17 protein-coding genes are annotated in these 15,083 nt (G+C 63.5%); 6 read left to right on the top strand and 11 right to left on the bottom strand.

Annotation, left to right across the window (positions count from 1 at the left end):
- Nucleotides 1-3: 3 nt before the first annotated feature.
- The 7 genes from CSQ95_RS22760 to CSQ95_RS22730 form a co-directional block, all read right to left on the bottom strand.
- Nucleotides 4-1,467 carry an ATP-binding protein gene (locus tag CSQ95_RS22760; protein ID WP_099411177.1) on the bottom strand — a complete coding sequence of 488 codons (1,464 nt, stop codon included), beginning with the start codon at nt 1,465-1,467 and terminating at the stop codon, nt 4-6.
- Nucleotides 1,468-1,481: 14 nt separating this feature from the next.
- On the bottom strand, nt 1,482-2,321 hold the full coding sequence (locus tag CSQ95_RS22755) for an HDOD domain-containing protein (RefSeq protein ID WP_099411176.1): 840 nt from the start codon (nt 2,319-2,321) through the stop codon (nt 1,482-1,484).
- Complete coding sequence (locus tag CSQ95_RS22750) at nt 2,318-2,650, bottom strand: hypothetical protein (protein WP_099411175.1); 333 nt, start codon at nt 2,648-2,650, stop codon at nt 2,318-2,320. The genes CSQ95_RS22755 and CSQ95_RS22750 overlap by 4 nt, the downstream gene beginning before the upstream one ends.
- On the bottom strand, nt 2,647-3,513 hold the full coding sequence (locus tag CSQ95_RS22745; RefSeq protein ID WP_099411174.1) for a response regulator: 867 nt from the start codon (nt 3,511-3,513) through the stop codon (nt 2,647-2,649). The genes CSQ95_RS22750 and CSQ95_RS22745 overlap by 4 nt, the downstream gene beginning before the upstream one ends.
- A 157-nt stretch (nt 3,514-3,670) precedes the next feature.
- A complete protein-coding gene (locus tag CSQ95_RS22740; RefSeq protein ID WP_143450053.1) occupies nt 3,671-4,129 on the bottom strand; it encodes a hypothetical protein in 459 nt (152 codons plus the stop codon).
- Nucleotides 4,130-4,216: 87 nt separating this feature from the next.
- Nucleotides 4,217-5,479, bottom strand: a complete 1,263-nt coding sequence (locus tag CSQ95_RS22735; RefSeq protein WP_099411172.1) for a DEAD/DEAH box helicase — start codon at nt 5,477-5,479, stop codon at nt 4,217-4,219.
- 79 nt (nt 5,480-5,558) lie between these two features.
- Nucleotides 5,559-6,617: a DUF4105 domain-containing protein gene (locus CSQ95_RS22730; protein ID WP_180279138.1), complete on the bottom strand. Its 1,059-nt coding sequence runs from the start codon at nt 6,615-6,617 to the stop codon at nt 5,559-5,561.
- A 124-nt stretch (nt 6,618-6,741) separates the two neighbouring features.
- Here CSQ95_RS22730 and CSQ95_RS22725 point away from each other — a divergent pair, with 124 nt between their 5' ends.
- The 3 genes from CSQ95_RS22725 to CSQ95_RS22715 all read left to right on the top strand — a co-directional run bounded on the left by CSQ95_RS22725 (nt 6,742) and on the right by CSQ95_RS22715 (nt 8,371).
- The gene (locus tag CSQ95_RS22725) at nt 6,742-7,188 is read left to right on the top strand and encodes a hypothetical protein (RefSeq protein WP_143450052.1); all 447 of its coding nucleotides are present in this window, start codon (nt 6,742-6,744) and stop codon (nt 7,186-7,188) included.
- Between the two features lie 75 nt (nt 7,189-7,263).
- Nucleotides 7,264-7,968, top strand: coding sequence for a hypothetical protein (locus CSQ95_RS22720; RefSeq protein WP_099411170.1), 705 nt, complete (start codon nt 7,264-7,266; stop codon nt 7,966-7,968).
- Nucleotides 7,969-8,008: 40 nt separating this feature from the next.
- On the top strand, nt 8,009-8,371 hold the full coding sequence (locus CSQ95_RS22715) for a glyoxalase superfamily protein (protein ID WP_099411226.1): 363 nt from the start codon (nt 8,009-8,011) through the stop codon (nt 8,369-8,371).
- 2 nt (nt 8,372-8,373) lie between these two features.
- Here the strand turns inward: CSQ95_RS22715 and CSQ95_RS22710 are convergent, their stop codons facing one another.
- Nucleotides 8,374-9,543, bottom strand: a complete 1,170-nt coding sequence (locus CSQ95_RS22710; RefSeq protein WP_099411169.1) for a mandelate racemase/muconate lactonizing enzyme family protein — start codon at nt 9,541-9,543, stop codon at nt 8,374-8,376.
- Nucleotides 9,544-9,649: 106 nt separating this feature from the next.
- Here CSQ95_RS22710 and CSQ95_RS22705 point away from each other — a divergent pair, with 106 nt between their 5' ends.
- The gene (locus CSQ95_RS22705; protein WP_070288687.1) at nt 9,650-10,570 is read left to right on the top strand and encodes a LysR family transcriptional regulator; all 921 of its coding nucleotides are present in this window, start codon (nt 9,650-9,652) and stop codon (nt 10,568-10,570) included.
- A 42-nt stretch (nt 10,571-10,612) separates the two neighbouring features.
- A complete protein-coding gene (motA, locus tag CSQ95_RS22700) occupies nt 10,613-11,476 on the top strand; it encodes a flagellar motor stator protein MotA (RefSeq protein WP_035820336.1) in 864 nt (287 codons plus the stop codon).
- A gap of 191 nt (nt 11,477-11,667) precedes the next feature.
- Here the strand turns inward: motA and CSQ95_RS22695 are convergent, their stop codons facing one another.
- From CSQ95_RS22695 to CSQ95_RS22685, 3 genes are all read right to left on the bottom strand, one after another.
- Nucleotides 11,668-13,134, bottom strand: coding sequence for a PLP-dependent aminotransferase family protein (locus CSQ95_RS22695; RefSeq protein ID WP_099411168.1), 1,467 nt, complete (start codon nt 13,132-13,134; stop codon nt 11,668-11,670).
- A gap of 9 nt (nt 13,135-13,143) precedes the next feature.
- The gene (locus CSQ95_RS22690) at nt 13,144-13,728 is read right to left on the bottom strand and encodes a LysE family translocator (protein WP_099411167.1); all 585 of its coding nucleotides are present in this window, start codon (nt 13,726-13,728) and stop codon (nt 13,144-13,146) included.
- A gap of 203 nt (nt 13,729-13,931) precedes the next feature.
- Nucleotides 13,932-14,201 carry a hypothetical protein gene (locus tag CSQ95_RS22685; RefSeq protein ID WP_099411166.1) on the bottom strand — a complete coding sequence of 90 codons (270 nt, stop codon included), beginning with the start codon at nt 14,199-14,201 and terminating at the stop codon, nt 13,932-13,934.
- Nucleotides 14,202-14,425: 224 nt separating this feature from the next.
- Between CSQ95_RS22685 and CSQ95_RS22680 the strand changes: the two genes are divergently transcribed.
- Entirely contained in the window at nt 14,426-15,025 is a 600-nt protein-coding gene (locus tag CSQ95_RS22680) for a TetR/AcrR family transcriptional regulator (protein WP_099411165.1), read from the top strand.
- The last annotated feature ends 58 nt before the right edge of the window (nt 15,026-15,083 follow it).

Below are 15,083 nucleotides of genomic sequence, written 5' to 3'. Positions count from 1 at the left end.
CGTTCATGGTGTGACGGGCTGCGCCTGGCGCACGGGCAAGGTGATGCGGAAGGTGGTGCCGCGGCCGATGATGCTGCGCACATCGATGCGGCCATGGTGTTTCTGCACCGTCGTGTAGGCCAGCGACAGGCCTAGTCCCGTGCCCTTGCCGACGGCCTTGGTGGTAAAGAACGGATCGAAGATGCGCGACAGGTGTTCGGGCGCGATGCCGCCGCCCGTGTCCTCGACCTCGATCCATACTTCCGTGGCGTTGTCGCTGCCCGTGCGCAGGGTGATGCGTCCGCGCGCTTCGCCCATGGCGTGGGCCGCGTTGACGACCAGATTCATGATCACCTGGTTCAGCTCGGAAGGCTGGCATTCGATGTCGGGAATGTCGCCATATTCGCGCACCACGTCGGCCTTGTACTTGACCTCGTTGTTCACGATGTTGAGCGTGGTATCGATGCCCTGGCGCAGGTCGGCCCAGACCCACTCCTGGTGCGCATCCGTGCGCGAAAAATCCTTCAGGTCCTGCACGATGCGGCGCACGCGCGCAATGCCTTCCTTCGACTCGCCCATCAGCATGGGAATGTCGGTGCGCAGGAAATCGAGGTCGATCTGTTCGCGCAACGCGCGCAGGCGCGCCGCCACCATGGGGTCGGCGACGGCCGGCTCGGCTTCCTCGTAGGCGTCGAGCATGCTGAACAGGTCATCCAGATAACCTTCCAGGGTGCCGACATTGGAAAACACATAGCCGATGGGATTGTTGATCTCGTGCGCCACGCCGGCGGCCAGCTGGCCGATCGACGCCAGTTTTTCCGACTGCAGCAGCTTTTGCTGGGCCAGCGACAGCTTGCTGTTCAATTCCGTCAGGGCCAGGTTGCGCTCGCGCAGTTCCAGATCGGCGATCTGGCGCTGGCGGATATCGTCGGCCAGGCGTTCGTTCATTTCCGCCAGCTGGGCCGTGCGCTTGGCCACCAGGTGTTCCAGGTTGTCGTGCGCCTTGCGCAGCGCCAGTTCCGCCAGGCGCCGCTCGCTCACGTCGCGCAGGGTTTCGATGGCGCCCACCAGGCGTCCCTGGCGGTCGCGCAGGGGCGCCGCCGTGAAATGCAGCCAGTGGCCGTCGGGCCCGATATCGGCAAAGAAATCCTCGGCCTCAAAGGCGCCGGGGATCACGGGAGAACGCTTCAGCTTGCCAAGGTAAAGGTCGTTTTCGCCGAGCGCGATATCGTCGGCCACCAGCAGGTCGGCCAGGCAGGCGCGCGGCTGCGGATAAAACGCCTTCCAGTGGTCGCGCGTGCCGACCATTTCGGCGGCCGTAAAGCCCAGCAGCTGTTCGCAGGCGCTGTTCCAGTGCGTCACCACGTGGTTCGTATCGATGGCGAAAGTGGCCACGGGATGGCCGTCGAAAAATGCCGACAGCGCGATGGTGTCGCCCTGGCGGCGTTCCGGCACGGCGGGCAGCGCCTGTCCTGCATCTTTTTCCATGGCCTCTATCCTGTTCATGCCAGCATGATCCGCGACATTTCATCGAAGGTGTGTTCCGTTTGCGCCAGCAGCGCCAGCCAGGCCTGCTCGTCCAGCGCAATGCTGCGCCAGCCCGCCGGCGACAGCGGCGGCACCAGCGCATCGTCGACGCCGGCCAGATCGAGCGCCAGGGCGACGGCATTGGCCATGTGCACGGCCAGCGGCAAGCCGCCCGCTTCCAGCCGGTCGATGGCATGGTGGTCGGCCACCGCCTGCTGTATTGCCTCGGGAAACTTCCAGTAGGCGGCCAGGGCGCGGCCCACCTGCGCGTGATCGATGCCGATGACGGCCCGTTCCGCCTCGGCCATCTGGCAGTCGTGCGCCTGGCGGTAGCTGCGCACGAGCGCGTGCTCGGCCGGGAAGCGCGTCACCAGCACCAGGGTACCGAGGTCGTGCAGCAAGCCGGCCGTGAACGCCGTTTCGGGATTGACGCGCAGGTGCGGCGCCAGCAGGCGCGCGGCGATGGCCGTGGCCAGCGAATGGCGCCAGAATGCCTGGAAATCGAAGCCGCCGCTCACCGGCGCGAAGCTGCCCGTCAGGGCGCACGCCGTGACGACGGTGCGGATGCTGTGAAAGCCCAGCACGGATACGGCTTGCGGAATGCTGGTGACCTTCGATTGCATGCCGTAGAACGAGGAATTGGCGATACGCAGGGTCTTCGCCGCCAGGCCCTGGTCCAGCTCGATCTTTTGCGCCAGCACGTGCACGTCCGTGTCGTCCTGATCCATGCTCGACAGCAGTTCCAGCACCACCACGGGCAGCGAAGGCAGTTCCTGTATCTGGCGGATGATATGTTCAAAGCTGAGCCGTGTCATGCCGCTCCCCCTTGCCGGTAGCGCTGCACCAGCGCCAGCAGCTCGGCCCCGGCGGAATCGGGCGGCGTGGCGCGGAACAGCACGGCCAGCCGTTCCAGGCGGCGCAAGCGTTCCTGCTCGGCGTGCGCCTGCGCGGCGGGGTCGGGCGCCTCATCCATGACGACGTGGCAGCGTTCCACATTGCGCCGGCGCAAAGCCGCCAGGTTCGCCGCCGTCAGGGTGGCGCCCTGGGCCAGCAGCACGGCGCCGCTGGCGTCGTTCAAGGCCTGCGCCAGCACCATGCCTTCCTGCGCCTGCTCCATGGAAATTTCGCGTCCGCTTTCACTCATGTATCCGCTCCATGACGACTCAGGGTGACCAGGCTGCCGCGCGAGCGCGAATGCAGGCCCATCGGATGGACCGCCACCGTATACGGCTGGCCATCGATGGCTGCCAGGCAAGGCGCGCCCTGCCCGTCGAACAATTGCGGCAAGACGATCGCCGCCTCGTTGCCCAGCAGGGCCGCGCCCCGTTCGAACAGGTTGGCCGCCGCCGCGTTGATGAAGGCGATCATGCCGTCCTCATCGAGGCCGATCACGGGCAGCGGCAGAAATTGCAGCAATTCGCGCGCGATGCCGAGGCTGACCTCGTCGCGGCTGATCTGATGCTGCTGCTGGCGCACCAGCGCCTGCATGGCGGCATTGGCCGCCGCCAGCGCCTGGTTGGCGTCGCGCAGCTGCGTATTGAGGCGCACATTGTCGTCGTCGATGCCCTTCAGGCGAAAGGCTTCGGCGATATGCTCGCGCAGCTGATGGTCTTCCCAGGGCTTGGTGAGAAATTTGAAGATGGCGCCCTCGTTGACGGCGTCCGTGACGGCCTGCAACTCGGTATAACCGGACAGCATGATGCGGATGGTTTGCGGACACAGCAGCTTGGCCTTGCGCAGGAAGTCGGCGCCCAGCATGCCCGGCATGCGCTGGTCCGACACGATCACGTCGACGGCATGGCTGGCCAGCACGTCCAGCCCTTCCTGGCCGCTGTTGGCCGTAATGATATGGTAGCCATCGCGCCGCAGCAGGCGCTTGAGGGAAGCGAGGATATTCGGCTCGTCATCGACCAGCAGCAAGGTGCGCGGCGGCGCCGCAGGCTGCTGCCCGGCGTCCGCCGCCAGCGCCGCCATACCCGGCATGCCATGCTCGTCGTGCACATCCATCGGACCATCCTCTCATCGCCATGGCGATATCGGAGCTTGCCTGGAGGGGAATCTGCCGCGCGAGACAGTCTTGCGAGTCTTGCGCGGCAGCCAGCTTGCGTTGAAATTATACGACTAAATATTCCTTCATTGCACTTATCCTGCACTTATCCGTGACTTATCCGCGCCGCGCCGGACAAGGCGTGTTGCGGTAGAACACAAAGCCGCCCAGGCCGATGGCTTGCGTGTCGGCCTTCACGGCGTACACCAGCGTATTCCTGGACGCCTCGACCCTCAGCAGATTCTTGTGCAGCACCGTTTGCGCATGCGCCAGTTCCAGAGACGGCGTCGGCGCCAATGCCAGACTTAGTTCGGACGTGACCGCGTCATACGTCCAGCGGCCCGGGTTGAAAAAGGCGAAGCCGCCGTCGAAACGCAGGCTGCCATCCTTGAACTGGGTCAGGCATATGCCGGGAAATTCGCTGGGCGGGTTGTACCAGGTGGCGGCCACGGCGGCATCGGCCGGCGTCTTGCCCGGCATCTGCATGCCGGTGCTGTCAGTTTTTCCGCCCAGGCCGGCGCAACCGGCCAGCGCCAGCGCGCCCGCCAGCACGCCCGCGCGTATGGTGTATATCATGTGCATTGCCGTCCCCTTGCTTTATAGAAACATAATCTTAAAGCGGGATGGCTGGCCGTTCAAGCGGCCAGCGCACATAAGGCCAATTTAATTGTCCCCGGCCGCCTTCGCCGCCATGGCAGCCGCTTCGCGCAATTTGTCCTTCTTGCTCTTGCGCGCGCCCTTCACGCCGCCGTTCACCGCATCGGTGACGGGATGCACGGGCGCAGGCAGTTCCGTCGGCTCGAAACCGGCCACCACTTCGCGCACGATGCGCAAGTCGTTGCGGTTTTCGATCAGGCGGAAATGCGCTTCCGTGTCGGCCGTCACGAAACTGATGGCCGTGCCGCTTTCGCCGGCGCGGCCCGTGCGGCCGATGCGGTGCGTGTAGTCGACGGCCGAACGGGGCAAGTCGTAGTTGACGACGGCCGGCAGGCCGGCGATGTCGATGCCGCGCGCGGCCACGTCGGTGGCTACCAGCACCTGCAGCCGGCACGCCTTGAAGTCGGCCAGCAGCTGGCTGCGCGTGCCCTGGCTGAATTCGCCGTGGAATGCGCCCACGTGCAGGCCCGCGCGCTGCAGCTTGTCGGCCACGTGTTCGGCCGCGTACTTGGTGGCGACGAACACCAGCACGCGCTCCCACTGCTGCTGCAGGATCAGGTAGCGCAGCAGCTGCGTGCGGCGCGGCATGTCGACCGTGATGGCCCGCTGCACGATGTCGGGCTTGTCCTGCGGTTCGGACGCCACCTCGATGCGCACGGGCTCCTTGAGCAGGCTGTCGGCCAGCGCCTGCACGCTGTCGGGGAAGGTGGCGGAAAAGAACAGGTTTTGCCGTTTCGCTGGCAGCAGCGCCAGGATGGCGTTGATTTCCTCGCTAAAACCCATGTCGAGCAGGCGGTCGGCTTCGTCGAGCACGCACAGCGACACGCCGCCCAGCTTCACGGCGTTCTGGCGCACCAGGTCCAGCAAGCGGCCCGGCGTGGCGACGACGATATCGGCGCCGCCGCGCAAGTCCATCATCTGCGGATTGATCGACACGCCGCCGAACAGCACGGAAATCTTCAGTTTGACCGGCAGCGGCTTGGCCAGCGCGTGCACCGTCTGCCCCACTTGCGCGGCCAGCTCGCGCGTGGGCACGAGGATCAGCGCGCGCACCTGGCGCGGGCCGGAAGCGGGCGCCATCAGCGCCTGCAGCAGCGGCAGCGCGTAGGCGGCCGTCTTGCCGGAACCCGTCTGGGCCGCGCCCAGCACGTCGCTGCCGCGCAGGATGGCGGGAATGGCGGCCGCCTGGATGGCCGTCGGCGCGGCATAGCCGGCCTTGTCGACGGCGCGGACCAGGGCGGGAATCAGACCCAGGGAGGAAAATGGCATAGCGGGCCTTCTTTATTCGTAAAGTGAGACCGGCCGCAATGTGCGGCCGGTCGGAATAGCGACAGTATAAGGCAGGCGGCTACTGCTTGGGCATTTGCAGCGTCGGATGGCCCGCGTCATCGTAGCCCGGCATGCCGCGCCGGATCGCGTGCGAAAAGTCCGCATCGTCGTTGGCCGCCCGCGCGCGCGCCGTGATGTGGCCGCCAATACGCAACTGCTGGAAGGTCTGGCCAGGTACCAGGCCCTTGACGTCGAACAGATAGCGGTCGAGGTAGCCCGAGGCCATCAGCCGGTAGTCGAGCGGCAGGCCCGGCACGATGCGGCGCACCATCTCGAAGACGATGGTGGTGCAGTTGGCCGTCAGGGTGTTGTAGAAGCGAGGCTGGTTCTTCAGCGCCTGCGCCTCGTCCAGGTAGGCGAGGAACAGCGAGCGCATGGCCGCTTTCGGCATCATCACGCGGTACAGATGCATGTCCTCGCCGCGCGCATTCGTGCGCACGCGCAGGATGTCGCGCTCGTCGGCGGCGATCAGGCTCATTTCGAAATGCTTGAAAAAGCCGCCGATGGCGGAAAAGCTCTCGCCCTTCTCCTTGCGGATTTCGATGGAAAACGTCAAAAATCGGCCGTCGGCAAAGCCGAACGAGATCAGCGTATGCGCGATGTAGGGCCCCGTCCAGTACGACAGCGCCGTGTCCACCGTGCGCAGTTCGTCGAGGTCGTAACTGCGCTGCTCCCACTTGACCGTGTAGTCATCATCGCTGCGCCAGTCGAAATTGCGCACATTGTCCAGGGTGACGAGATTGCCCTTGACCGTACCCGTGACATTGCGCGCCACGTCGTCGGCCCACACGCGCTGCTGTTTCGGCGCGATCAGGCTCCACCACACGAGCAGCAGGATAAAGCCGGCCGCATACGGCAGCAGCACGCGCGCGTCGCCGCGCGTCCACCACAGCGCGATGCTGGCCACGCCCAGCGCGGCCCACAGCAGCGCGCCGATGGCTTGCGCCGCCGTGCCGCCGGACAGCTGGTACCACAGGGCCAGCGCACCCCACAGTGCGGTCAACAGGATAATCAGGGAAACGGCCATTTTGCCGACGGTGGCCAGCACGAAGCGGGCACGCAGTGATAAGAAAGTCATGCCTCAATTATAGGGGCAAGTGAAGATGTGCAAGTATTTCGGGCGTGCCCAGCCTGTCCAGGACCGACATACAATATTATTTCGATGGCATAATGATTTCTTTTGCAATCATTTCTGCCTTCGCATGAAACTTCATGGCTTCTCCATCGTCCAGGGTTCAACTGCAATTTTGCTTGAAGAGCAAGTATTTGACCTGCACAACGATTATGAATTCACGCAGATCGACTACCGCATCGCTGAACAGCGGCTGCACCTGCATTGGAAACGCAGTGCGGGCGACTGGGTCAGACCATCCATGCCCCCTGCGCTGACGCTGGTCTGCAAAGACGTGCATGTGCTGAAAATCCGCGAATCGGACGAAGATGAACATGTCAACGGGGAAAAATGTCTTTCCTCCATCGGCTTCATGTGGAATGCCATGCGCGATGACATGGATGGCGTCGCGTCGCATGAGGCGAGCGAAGGCTGCACGGATCTTTCGTGCATTTTCATGAGCGGCCTGAGCATCAAGATCGCTGCCGCCGAAGCACGCATCGTCCTTGGCGCCGGGCCGGCCATGGCACCGGACTAGCCTTTCCCTTGCCGGCCAGCATACACGGCCACACTCATTGCATTACAGCAACAACGACAACATTCAGGTGACGCCTTGCAGCACCAAGCCCTCTATGCCCTCGCCGGCAGCCTCAATTCCCTCTTCATCGTCATCAGCCTGTACGGCTTGTGGTCGCAGCTGCAAAAAATCTGGCGGCGCAAGCGCGATGCCGGCATCGGCGCCGGCCAGACGACGGAGATCCTGTCGATCAACCAGTTCACCGTCAGCTTCCTCGCGTATTGCGCGTTCTTCGTCTACGGCTATTCGATCACGCCGTTCAACCACTACATCGTCTGGCCCCGTTTGGTCGCTTCCCTGATCGCGCTGGCCATCCTGCATGAAATCGACCGCGACCGCCGCAGCCTGGCCTCGCGCAATGCGCTGCTGGCCTGCGCGCTGCTGCTGTGCGCGGGCGTGGCGGGGCTGGCCTTCGGTCCCACCTTCACCGATGAAAAGCGCGTGATCTCGCAAAGCCTAATCGTCGCCGTCACCGTGCTGCTGGCGCAGGGCTATGCGCACCAGATCCGCCTGATCTGGCGCTCGGGCAGGACGGGCGCCGTGTCGTTAAAGATGAGCCAGTTCATCCTGGCGATGGATGTCAGCACCATCTTCTTCGCCTGCGTCATGGGCCTGTCGACGGGCTGGCCCCTGCTGCTGCTCGCCAGCGTCAGCGCCACCACCAAGCTGATCATCATGTGGCTGTTCCGCTGGGAGAAGACCAGCCCCGCCGCGCAGATCAAACGGCAGGCGCCAGCCTGACGCTAGAATGGCGGCATCGCCACCGATTGAAAGCGCCGCCATGCACCTATCCCCTGCCATCCCCATCCTGCGCATCTTCTCGGAAGAAAAGGCGCGCGAGTTCTACCTCGGCTTCCTCGGCTTTACCCTGGACTGGGAGCATCGCTTCGAGCCCACGGCGCCGCTGTACCTGCAAGTGACGCGGGGCGACCTGGTGCTGCACCTGAGCGAGCACTACGGCGACGCCACGCCGGGGTCGGCGCTGTTGATTCCCGTCGACGACATCGCCGCCCTGCAAGCGGAGCTGCAGGCCAGGGATTATCCGTATGCGCGGCCCGGCATCCGTGACGAGGACTGGGGCCGCATCCTGGAAGTGGCGGACCCGTTCGGCAACCGGCTGCGCTTCTGGCAGCGTAGCGAGTAACCCTATTGGCCACTCAGCGCGCGCATTTCCGCATACAGGTTCGCCTTGCCCTCGAAGCCGATGCCGACCAGATCCGGCATGGTGATATGGCCGTTTTCGACGCGCACGCCATCGGGAAAGCCGCCGAACGGCTGAAATAAATCCGGGTACGATTCATTGCCGCCCAGGCCCAGGCCCGCCGCGATATTCAAGGACATCTGGTGGCCGCCGTGCGGGATGCAGCGGCTGCGCGACCAGCCGTGCTGGTGCAGCATGTCCAGGGTGCGCAAATATTCCACCAGGCCGTAGCTGAGGGCGCAATCGAACTGCAGCCAGTCGCGGTCGGCGCGCATGCCGCCGTAGCGGATCAGGTTGCGCGCATCCTGCATGGAAAACAGGTTTTCGCCCGTCGCCATGGGCTTGTCGTAATAGCTGCGCAGGGTCGCTTGCAGCTCGAAGTCGAGCGGATCGCCCGCCTCCTCGTACCAGAACAAGTCATATTCACGCAGCGCCTTGGCGTAGGCGATCGAGGTGTCGAGATCGAAGCGCCCGTTGGCGTCCACGCACAGCTTCTGCCCATCCTGCAGCACCTCCATGATGGCGTCGATGCGGCGCAAATCCTCGTCCAGCGAGGCGCCGCCGATCTTTTTCTTGACCACCGTGTAGCCGCGGTCGACATAGCTGCGCATCTCGTCCTGCAGGGCGGAAAGGCTCTGGCCCGGGTAATAATAGCCGCCCGCCGCATACACGAAGACCTGTTTGTCGGGCACGCCCGTGCCGTGGCGCTCGGCCAGCAGCTGGAACAGCGGTTTGTTCTCGATCTTCGCCACGGCATCCCAGATGGCCATGTCGATGGTGCCGATGGCCACCGAGCGCTCGCCATGGCCGCCCGGCTTTTCATTGGTGTACATGCAATCCCACACCTTGTGCGGATCGAGGTTGGCGCCGTCGTCCGTGACGAGCGAGGCGGGATCTGCGTCGAGGATGCGGGGAATGAAACGCTCGCGCATCAGCATGCCCTGGCCGTAGCGGCCGTTCGAATTGAAGCCGTAGCCAACGACGGGCTTGCCGTCGCGCATCACGTCCGTGACGACGGCCACCAGGCTTAAGGTCATCTTCGTGAAATCGATGTAGGCGTTGCGGATGGGGGAAGAAATGGGGATGGTCTTTTCGCGGATCTCGACGATTTTCATGCGGCTCTCCTGTGGGTGAAAACAATGACGCCAGCTTACCCGCGATACAAAGCCATATAATCGATATCAATTTAAAGCATTATTCACTTGAAGTGAAAGATGAACCATGAAAACGGACGCCACCACGGAAATGGCCTTCTTTGTGCTGCTGGCCAAGCTGGGCAGCCTGTCGGCCACGGCGCGCGAACTGGGCATCACGCCGCCCGCCGTCAGCAAGCGATTGGTGCTGATGGAGCAGCGCCTGGGCGTGCGTTTGCTCAACCGCAGCACGCGGCGCATCAGCCTGACGGGCGACGGCGAAAGCTATCTGCGGCAGGCGCGGCAGATCCTCGACGATATCCGCGCCATGGAAGAGTCCTTGGCCAGCGGCGGCGCCGAGCCGCGCGGCCTGCTGCGCGTGAATGCCACCCTGGGCTTCGGGCGCACGGTGATCGCGCCCCTGCTGTCGCAATTCGCGCTGCGCCACCCGCAACTGGAAGTGCAGCTGCAGCTGACGGACAGCCCCATCAACCTGGTCGAGCAGGCGTACGACCTGGGCATCCGCTTCGGCGACTTGCCCGACACGCGTTTGTCGGCGCGGCGCATCATGTCGAACCGGCGCTTCCTGTGCGCCTCGCCCGCCTACCTGCAGGCGCACGGCACGCCGCGGACACCGGACGACCTGGCGCAGCACCGCTGCATCGTGCACCGGCAGAACGACGACGCCTACGGCATCTGGCGTTTGAGCCGTGGCCGCGCCAGCCACACGGTGAAGGTGCGCGGCACGGTGGCCAGCAACGACGGCGACGTGGTGCTGGGCTGGGCGCTGGACGGGCACGGCATCCTGCTGCGTTCGGAATGGGACCTGGCGCGCTACCTCGACAGCGGCCGCCTGCGCGTGGTGCTGGCCGACTATACGCTGGCGCCGGCCGACCTGTACGCCTACTACCCGAGCCGCCACCAGTTGCCCGCCAAAGTGCGCGCTTTTATCAATTTTCTCATCCAGCAATTGCAGCCGGAAGCGGCCACAGCGGCAGAATCAGGTTAAACTATAATATTGCGATATGGCAATATTATGAAGGAGTAGGTTTTGCTAGTCATACTCGGATTTCTCGTCGTGCTGTTTTCCGTCTTCGGCGGCTTCGCCATGCAGGGGGGACACTTGGGCGCCCTGTTCCAGCCGCTGGAACTGCTGATGATCGGCGGCGCCGCGCTGGGCACCTTCTTTGTCGGCAATGACGCCAAGGCCATCCGCGCCACGTTCGCCGCCCTGCCCACCCTGTTCCACGGCTCGCAATACACGAAGGCGCGCTACATGGAGCTGATGGGGTTGATGTATGAAATCCTCAGCAAGATCCGCAAGGAAGGCTTGATGTCGGTCGAGGACGATATCGACGACCCCTACCGCAGCGCCATCTTCGTGAAATACCCGTACACGCTCGGTGACGAGCACATCCTGGAATTCATCACCGATTATCTGCGCCTGATGGTGTCGGGCAATATGGACGCCTACCAGATCGAAAACCTGATGGATAACGAGATCGAGACGCACCATGAAGACGCGGAAATGCCGATCCAGACGATTTCGCAGCTGGCCGACGCCATGCCCGCCTTCGGCATCGTGGCCGCCGTGATGGGCGTGGTGCACACGATGGCCTCCGTCGGCTTGCCGCCGGCCGAGCTGGGCGTGCTGATCGCACAGGCGCTGGTGGGCACCTTCATTGGCATTTTGCTGGCCTACGGCTTCATCGCGCCGCTGGCGAGCTTGCTGCGCCGCAAGCACCATGAAACGGCGAAGATGTACCAGTGCGTAAAAGTGACGTTATTGGCCAGCCTGAATGGCTACGCGCCGGCGCTGGCCGTGGAATTCGGCCGCAAGGTCATTTCCGCCACGGAACGCCCCTCGTTCAGCGAACTGGAAAACCACGTGCGTCAGGTGCGCACGAAGAACTGATCCAGTTCCTTCACGGGCAGGTTGAGGATGATCTGTTTGTTCATGGCGGTTCCTTGCTTCCTTGGTGAAGGTGGGATGGGCAAGCGGTGCGCCTTCCCTGCGACGGGTGACGGCATACCAAATTGACACGCTTACGAAAAAAGCGTTCCTCCAGAATATCAATAAATACTGAAGAAAGGCGCGGACTATGCTCAGGACTTGCCCTCGATGCTGGCGGCGGCGCGGGCGCGGGCCAGGCTTGAGCGCGCGCCAGCCACCGCGCGCAGGCGTTCTTCCAGGTAGGCGCTCACGCGCGGATGCTGGCTGAAGGCGACGTTGAAGCGGATGTGCTGATCGGGCGTGTCGTTGGCCGAAAACGCGGCGCCGCGCATCAGCAAGATCTTGTTGCGGTAGGCATCCTGCACCAGCAAGTCCACGTCCAGCCCTTCGGGCATGCTGCCCCACAGGAAAATGCCTGCGTCGCCCGGCTGCTCGAACAGCACGCCGGCCGCGCTCAGCTGGCGCGTGCTGGCGTTGCGCGCCACCATGATCTTGCGTTGCAGCCGCTCCAGGTGCTTGCGCAGATTGCCGGCCTTGAGCACTTCCAGCAGCACGTATTCGTTCAGCGCAGGCAAGGTCATGATGGAATGGATCTTGGTGCGCATCAAGGGCTTGAGCAGGGCCGGCGCCGCGGCCAGGTAGCCCATGCGCAGGGCCGGGCTCAGCGCCTTGCACAGGCTGGAGTAGTAGATCACGCCGTCCAGTCCGGACAGCGACGCCAGCCGCGTGCTGTGGCCCGGCTGAAAATGGCCGTGCACGTCGTCTTCGGCGATCAGGAAGCCGTACTGCTGCGCCATGATCAGCACCTTGTGCAGGTTGGCGGCGCTGCTGCTCCACCCGGTGGGATTGTGCAAGGCCGTCTGCATGAACAGCAGGCGCGGACGGTGCGTGCGGCAAGCCGCTTCCAGCTCGTCCAGATCGAGGCCATCGGGGCGGCGCCGGATGGGCACCAGGCGCACGCCGTCCTGGCGCAGCCTGCCGAACATCAGGAAGTATCCGGGGTCTTCCACCAGCACCGTATCGCCGGGCTGCAGGAACGTGCGGCAGATCAGATCGATGGCATGGGTGCCGCCGAACGTGGTGAGGATGTGGCTGGCGTCCGCCGCGATGCCGATGCCGCGCAACAGCAGCGCGATCTGCTCGCGCAGTTCGGCCAGCCCTTGCGGCGGGCAGCGCGAAGCCATGCCGGCCGCGCTGCGCGCCAGACCGCGTTGCACGGCGGCCGCCGGCAGCGCGTCCTGCAGCCAGGTGGGCGGCAAGGCGCCGCTGCTGGCCAGCAGCACGCCCGGCCGCTGGTCGTTCACTTGCTGGCTCAGCCAGACCGGCTCCTGCTCCTGTCCCGCTTCCAGCGCCACCTCGTCGGGAATGGCGCGGCCGGCGTCGGCCGGTGCGCAGACGAAGAAGCCTGTCGTGCCGTGCGTATCGATGACGCCTGCAGCCACCAGCCGATCATACGCGACCACCACGGTGTTGGTGCTCACCGCAAGCTGCGTGGCGAGCTGGCGGATCGACGGCAGCCTGGTCCCGCCAGGCAGCACGCGTTGCGCGATCTGCTGGCGCAGTGCGGCTTCGATCTGCTTGAACAGGGGGATGGGTGAGGAGCGGTCGATGGCGAACATGGCGCAAGTCTAGCGTAAAAACGTCAGGGCGAGGACCAGCAGGATGGCGCCCATCGCCAGATTGAAGATGCGCTGGTTGCGCGGCGCTTTCAGCACGCTGCGGATCGACACGCCGAACAGCGCCCACATGGCGTTGCACGGCGTGCCCACCACGGTGCCGGTCACGGACACCAGCAGCGCGCTGGCGAGCATGTTGCCGTGCGCAGGCATGAAGACCGACGCCATGGTGATCGCCTTGATCCAGCTCTTGGGATTCAGCGCCTGAAACAGCGCCGCCTGCGCAAACGACACGGCCTTCGGCGCGCTGCTTCCCGCCACCGAGGCGCCGGCCAGCTTCCACGCCAAAAACATCAGGTACAGCGCGCCCGCGATCCGCAGCAGCTGCTGCGCCATCGGGTACGCAACGAACACGCTGCCCAGCCCCACGCACATGAGCATGGTCTGCACAAAGATGCCGGCCTGGATGCCGAGGATCACCGGCAGCGCACCGCGATAGCCGAAATTGGCGCCGGTGGTAGCCAGCATGACGTTATTCGGCCCGGGCGTGGCGGACATTACAAAGCAATAGCTCATCAGGGGCAGGAGTTCGGTCATGGCAGGCAGTCGCAGCGTGGAAAAGGCCCCAGTCTAGAAGCGCGGCACGGCGGCGACAAGGCACAAGGCGGCGCGTACAGGCACATGCTGTATCAGTTGAACCACTGCTACAGCGGCGATACTGCCGCAAGCTGTTCGTACATGCCATCCCTCTATACCCGTTACGGCAAGGGAAGACTGTAGTGGTCAACCCATCCCGGACACTACGTTAAGTTTTTCTTCGGCGACGGCCGGAGCCAATCCATGATTAAACTGATGTGGCGCTTGGCTTCCAATTCAGCTTCTCGTGCATGGGCGCCATTACGCTCATGTCGGCCGGCGATTTCACGGTCAGTTTGATCTTGCCCCCCGTACGCCGAGCCACGAAGTCTCGAAATCATGAAATACATCATCCACAAGAGGAATCCGCATGCGGAAGTCCTGAACTGGTTTTGCGCCTGCGGAGTTACCGGCTGAGGGGAAAATATCAGCATAGCCTTTGCCTATGGGCTACGGGGCTACAGTCGTCCCAAATCTTGTGGCGATCTGCCACCGGTCAAATGCAAAAAGGGAATTCGGTGTAGGTGGGAGTGATATCAAAATACAACCACTTTAGTAGAGGTGCTCAATTCTTGGCCCAGAAACTTAAAAAAATAGTTGACCCGCAAGAATGATCGTTCTACTATATTGAGAACGATCATTCTACATCTTACGTCACATGGACACTTCCCAAAACTCGCCCCTTAACGCCCGCCTGTTGGCAAGCACGGAGAAGCTCATTTACTCCGGGGGCATTCACGCGACAGGCATGGACGCGATAGTCAGAGAGTCGGGTGTGGCTCGGCGCAGTATTTACAAGCTTTACCCAAACAAAGAGGAGCTGGTGGCAGCGGCCCTGCAGGGGAGGGACGAGCGGTGGATGTCGTGGTTTATAGAGGAAACTTCGCGGGCCAGTACGCCTATCGGGCGGCTGGAGTCGGTGTTTCTCGCTCTCCGGCAGTGGTTTGACGCTGCTGACTTCCACGGATGTGCCTTCATCAATGCGGCGGGTGAATTGGGGGTTACGAACCCCGAAATTGGGGCCGTTTCGGCGCGGCATAAAGAGCGTCTGCTTTCCTACCTTCGTGAGCTGACCAGTGAGTCAGGTTTGGCGAATCCTGATGAAGTCGCAACCTATTTTCTAATCCTAATCGATGGCGCGACAGCAGTTGCAATGGTCACTGGCGATGCTAGTGCCGCCGATAGTGCAGGCAGGGCGGCAGCCCTGCTTTTATCAACCCTGCCGCGACAGGCAGGATCTAGTTCACCTAACCGTTAAGGTCATATCATGTCATCCAGTAGTGAAATTCGTCCGCCCCTTCCGCCATTCACCCGCG

Source organism: Janthinobacterium sp. BJB304 (assembly GCF_002735765.1).
Taxonomy (GTDB): Bacteria; Pseudomonadota; Gammaproteobacteria; order Burkholderiales; family Burkholderiaceae_D; genus Janthinobacterium.
Note: the sequence above shows the minus strand (reverse complement) of the source record. Positions and strands in the feature narration are given on the sequence as shown.

Coding starts and splice junctions, on each gene's coding strand:
- CSQ95_RS22695 (WP_099411168.1), bottom strand. CDS start 13,134: ATGTTCGCCATCGACCGCTCCTCACCCATCCCCCTGTTCAAGCAGATC.
- CSQ95_RS22725 (WP_143450052.1), top strand. CDS start 6,742: ATGAAACTTCATGGCTTCTCCATCGTCCAGGGTTCAACTGCAATTTTG.
- CSQ95_RS22690 (WP_099411167.1), bottom strand. CDS start 13,728: ATGACCGAACTCCTGCCCCTGATGAGCTATTGCTTTGTAATGTCCGCC.
- CSQ95_RS22760 (WP_099411177.1), bottom strand. CDS start 1,467: ATGGAAAAAGATGCAGGACAGGCGCTGCCCGCCGTGCCGGAACGCCGC.
- CSQ95_RS22740 (WP_143450053.1), bottom strand. CDS start 4,129: ATGATATACACCATACGCGCGGGCGTGCTGGCGGGCGCGCTGGCGCTG.
- CSQ95_RS22710 (WP_099411169.1), bottom strand. CDS start 9,543: ATGAAAATCGTCGAGATCCGCGAAAAGACCATCCCCATTTCTTCCCCC.
- CSQ95_RS22745 (WP_099411174.1), bottom strand. CDS start 3,513: ATGGATGTGCACGACGAGCATGGCATGCCGGGTATGGCGGCGCTGGCG.
- CSQ95_RS22715 (WP_099411226.1), top strand. CDS start 8,009: ATGCACCTATCCCCTGCCATCCCCATCCTGCGCATCTTCTCGGAAGAA.
- CSQ95_RS22680 (WP_099411165.1), top strand. CDS start 14,426: ATGGACACTTCCCAAAACTCGCCCCTTAACGCCCGCCTGTTGGCAAGC.
- CSQ95_RS22735 (WP_099411172.1), bottom strand. CDS start 5,479: ATGCCATTTTCCTCCCTGGGTCTGATTCCCGCCCTGGTCCGCGCCGTC.
- CSQ95_RS22755 (WP_099411176.1), bottom strand. CDS start 2,321: ATGACACGGCTCAGCTTTGAACATATCATCCGCCAGATACAGGAACTG.
- CSQ95_RS22730 (WP_180279138.1), bottom strand. CDS start 6,617: ATGACTTTCTTATCACTGCGTGCCCGCTTCGTGCTGGCCACCGTCGGC.
- CSQ95_RS22685 (WP_099411166.1), bottom strand. CDS start 14,201: ATGCTGATATTTTCCCCTCAGCCGGTAACTCCGCAGGCGCAAAACCAG.
- CSQ95_RS22705 (WP_070288687.1), top strand. CDS start 9,650: ATGAAAACGGACGCCACCACGGAAATGGCCTTCTTTGTGCTGCTGGCC.
- CSQ95_RS22750 (WP_099411175.1), bottom strand. CDS start 2,650: ATGAGTGAAAGCGGACGCGAAATTTCCATGGAGCAGGCGCAGGAAGGC.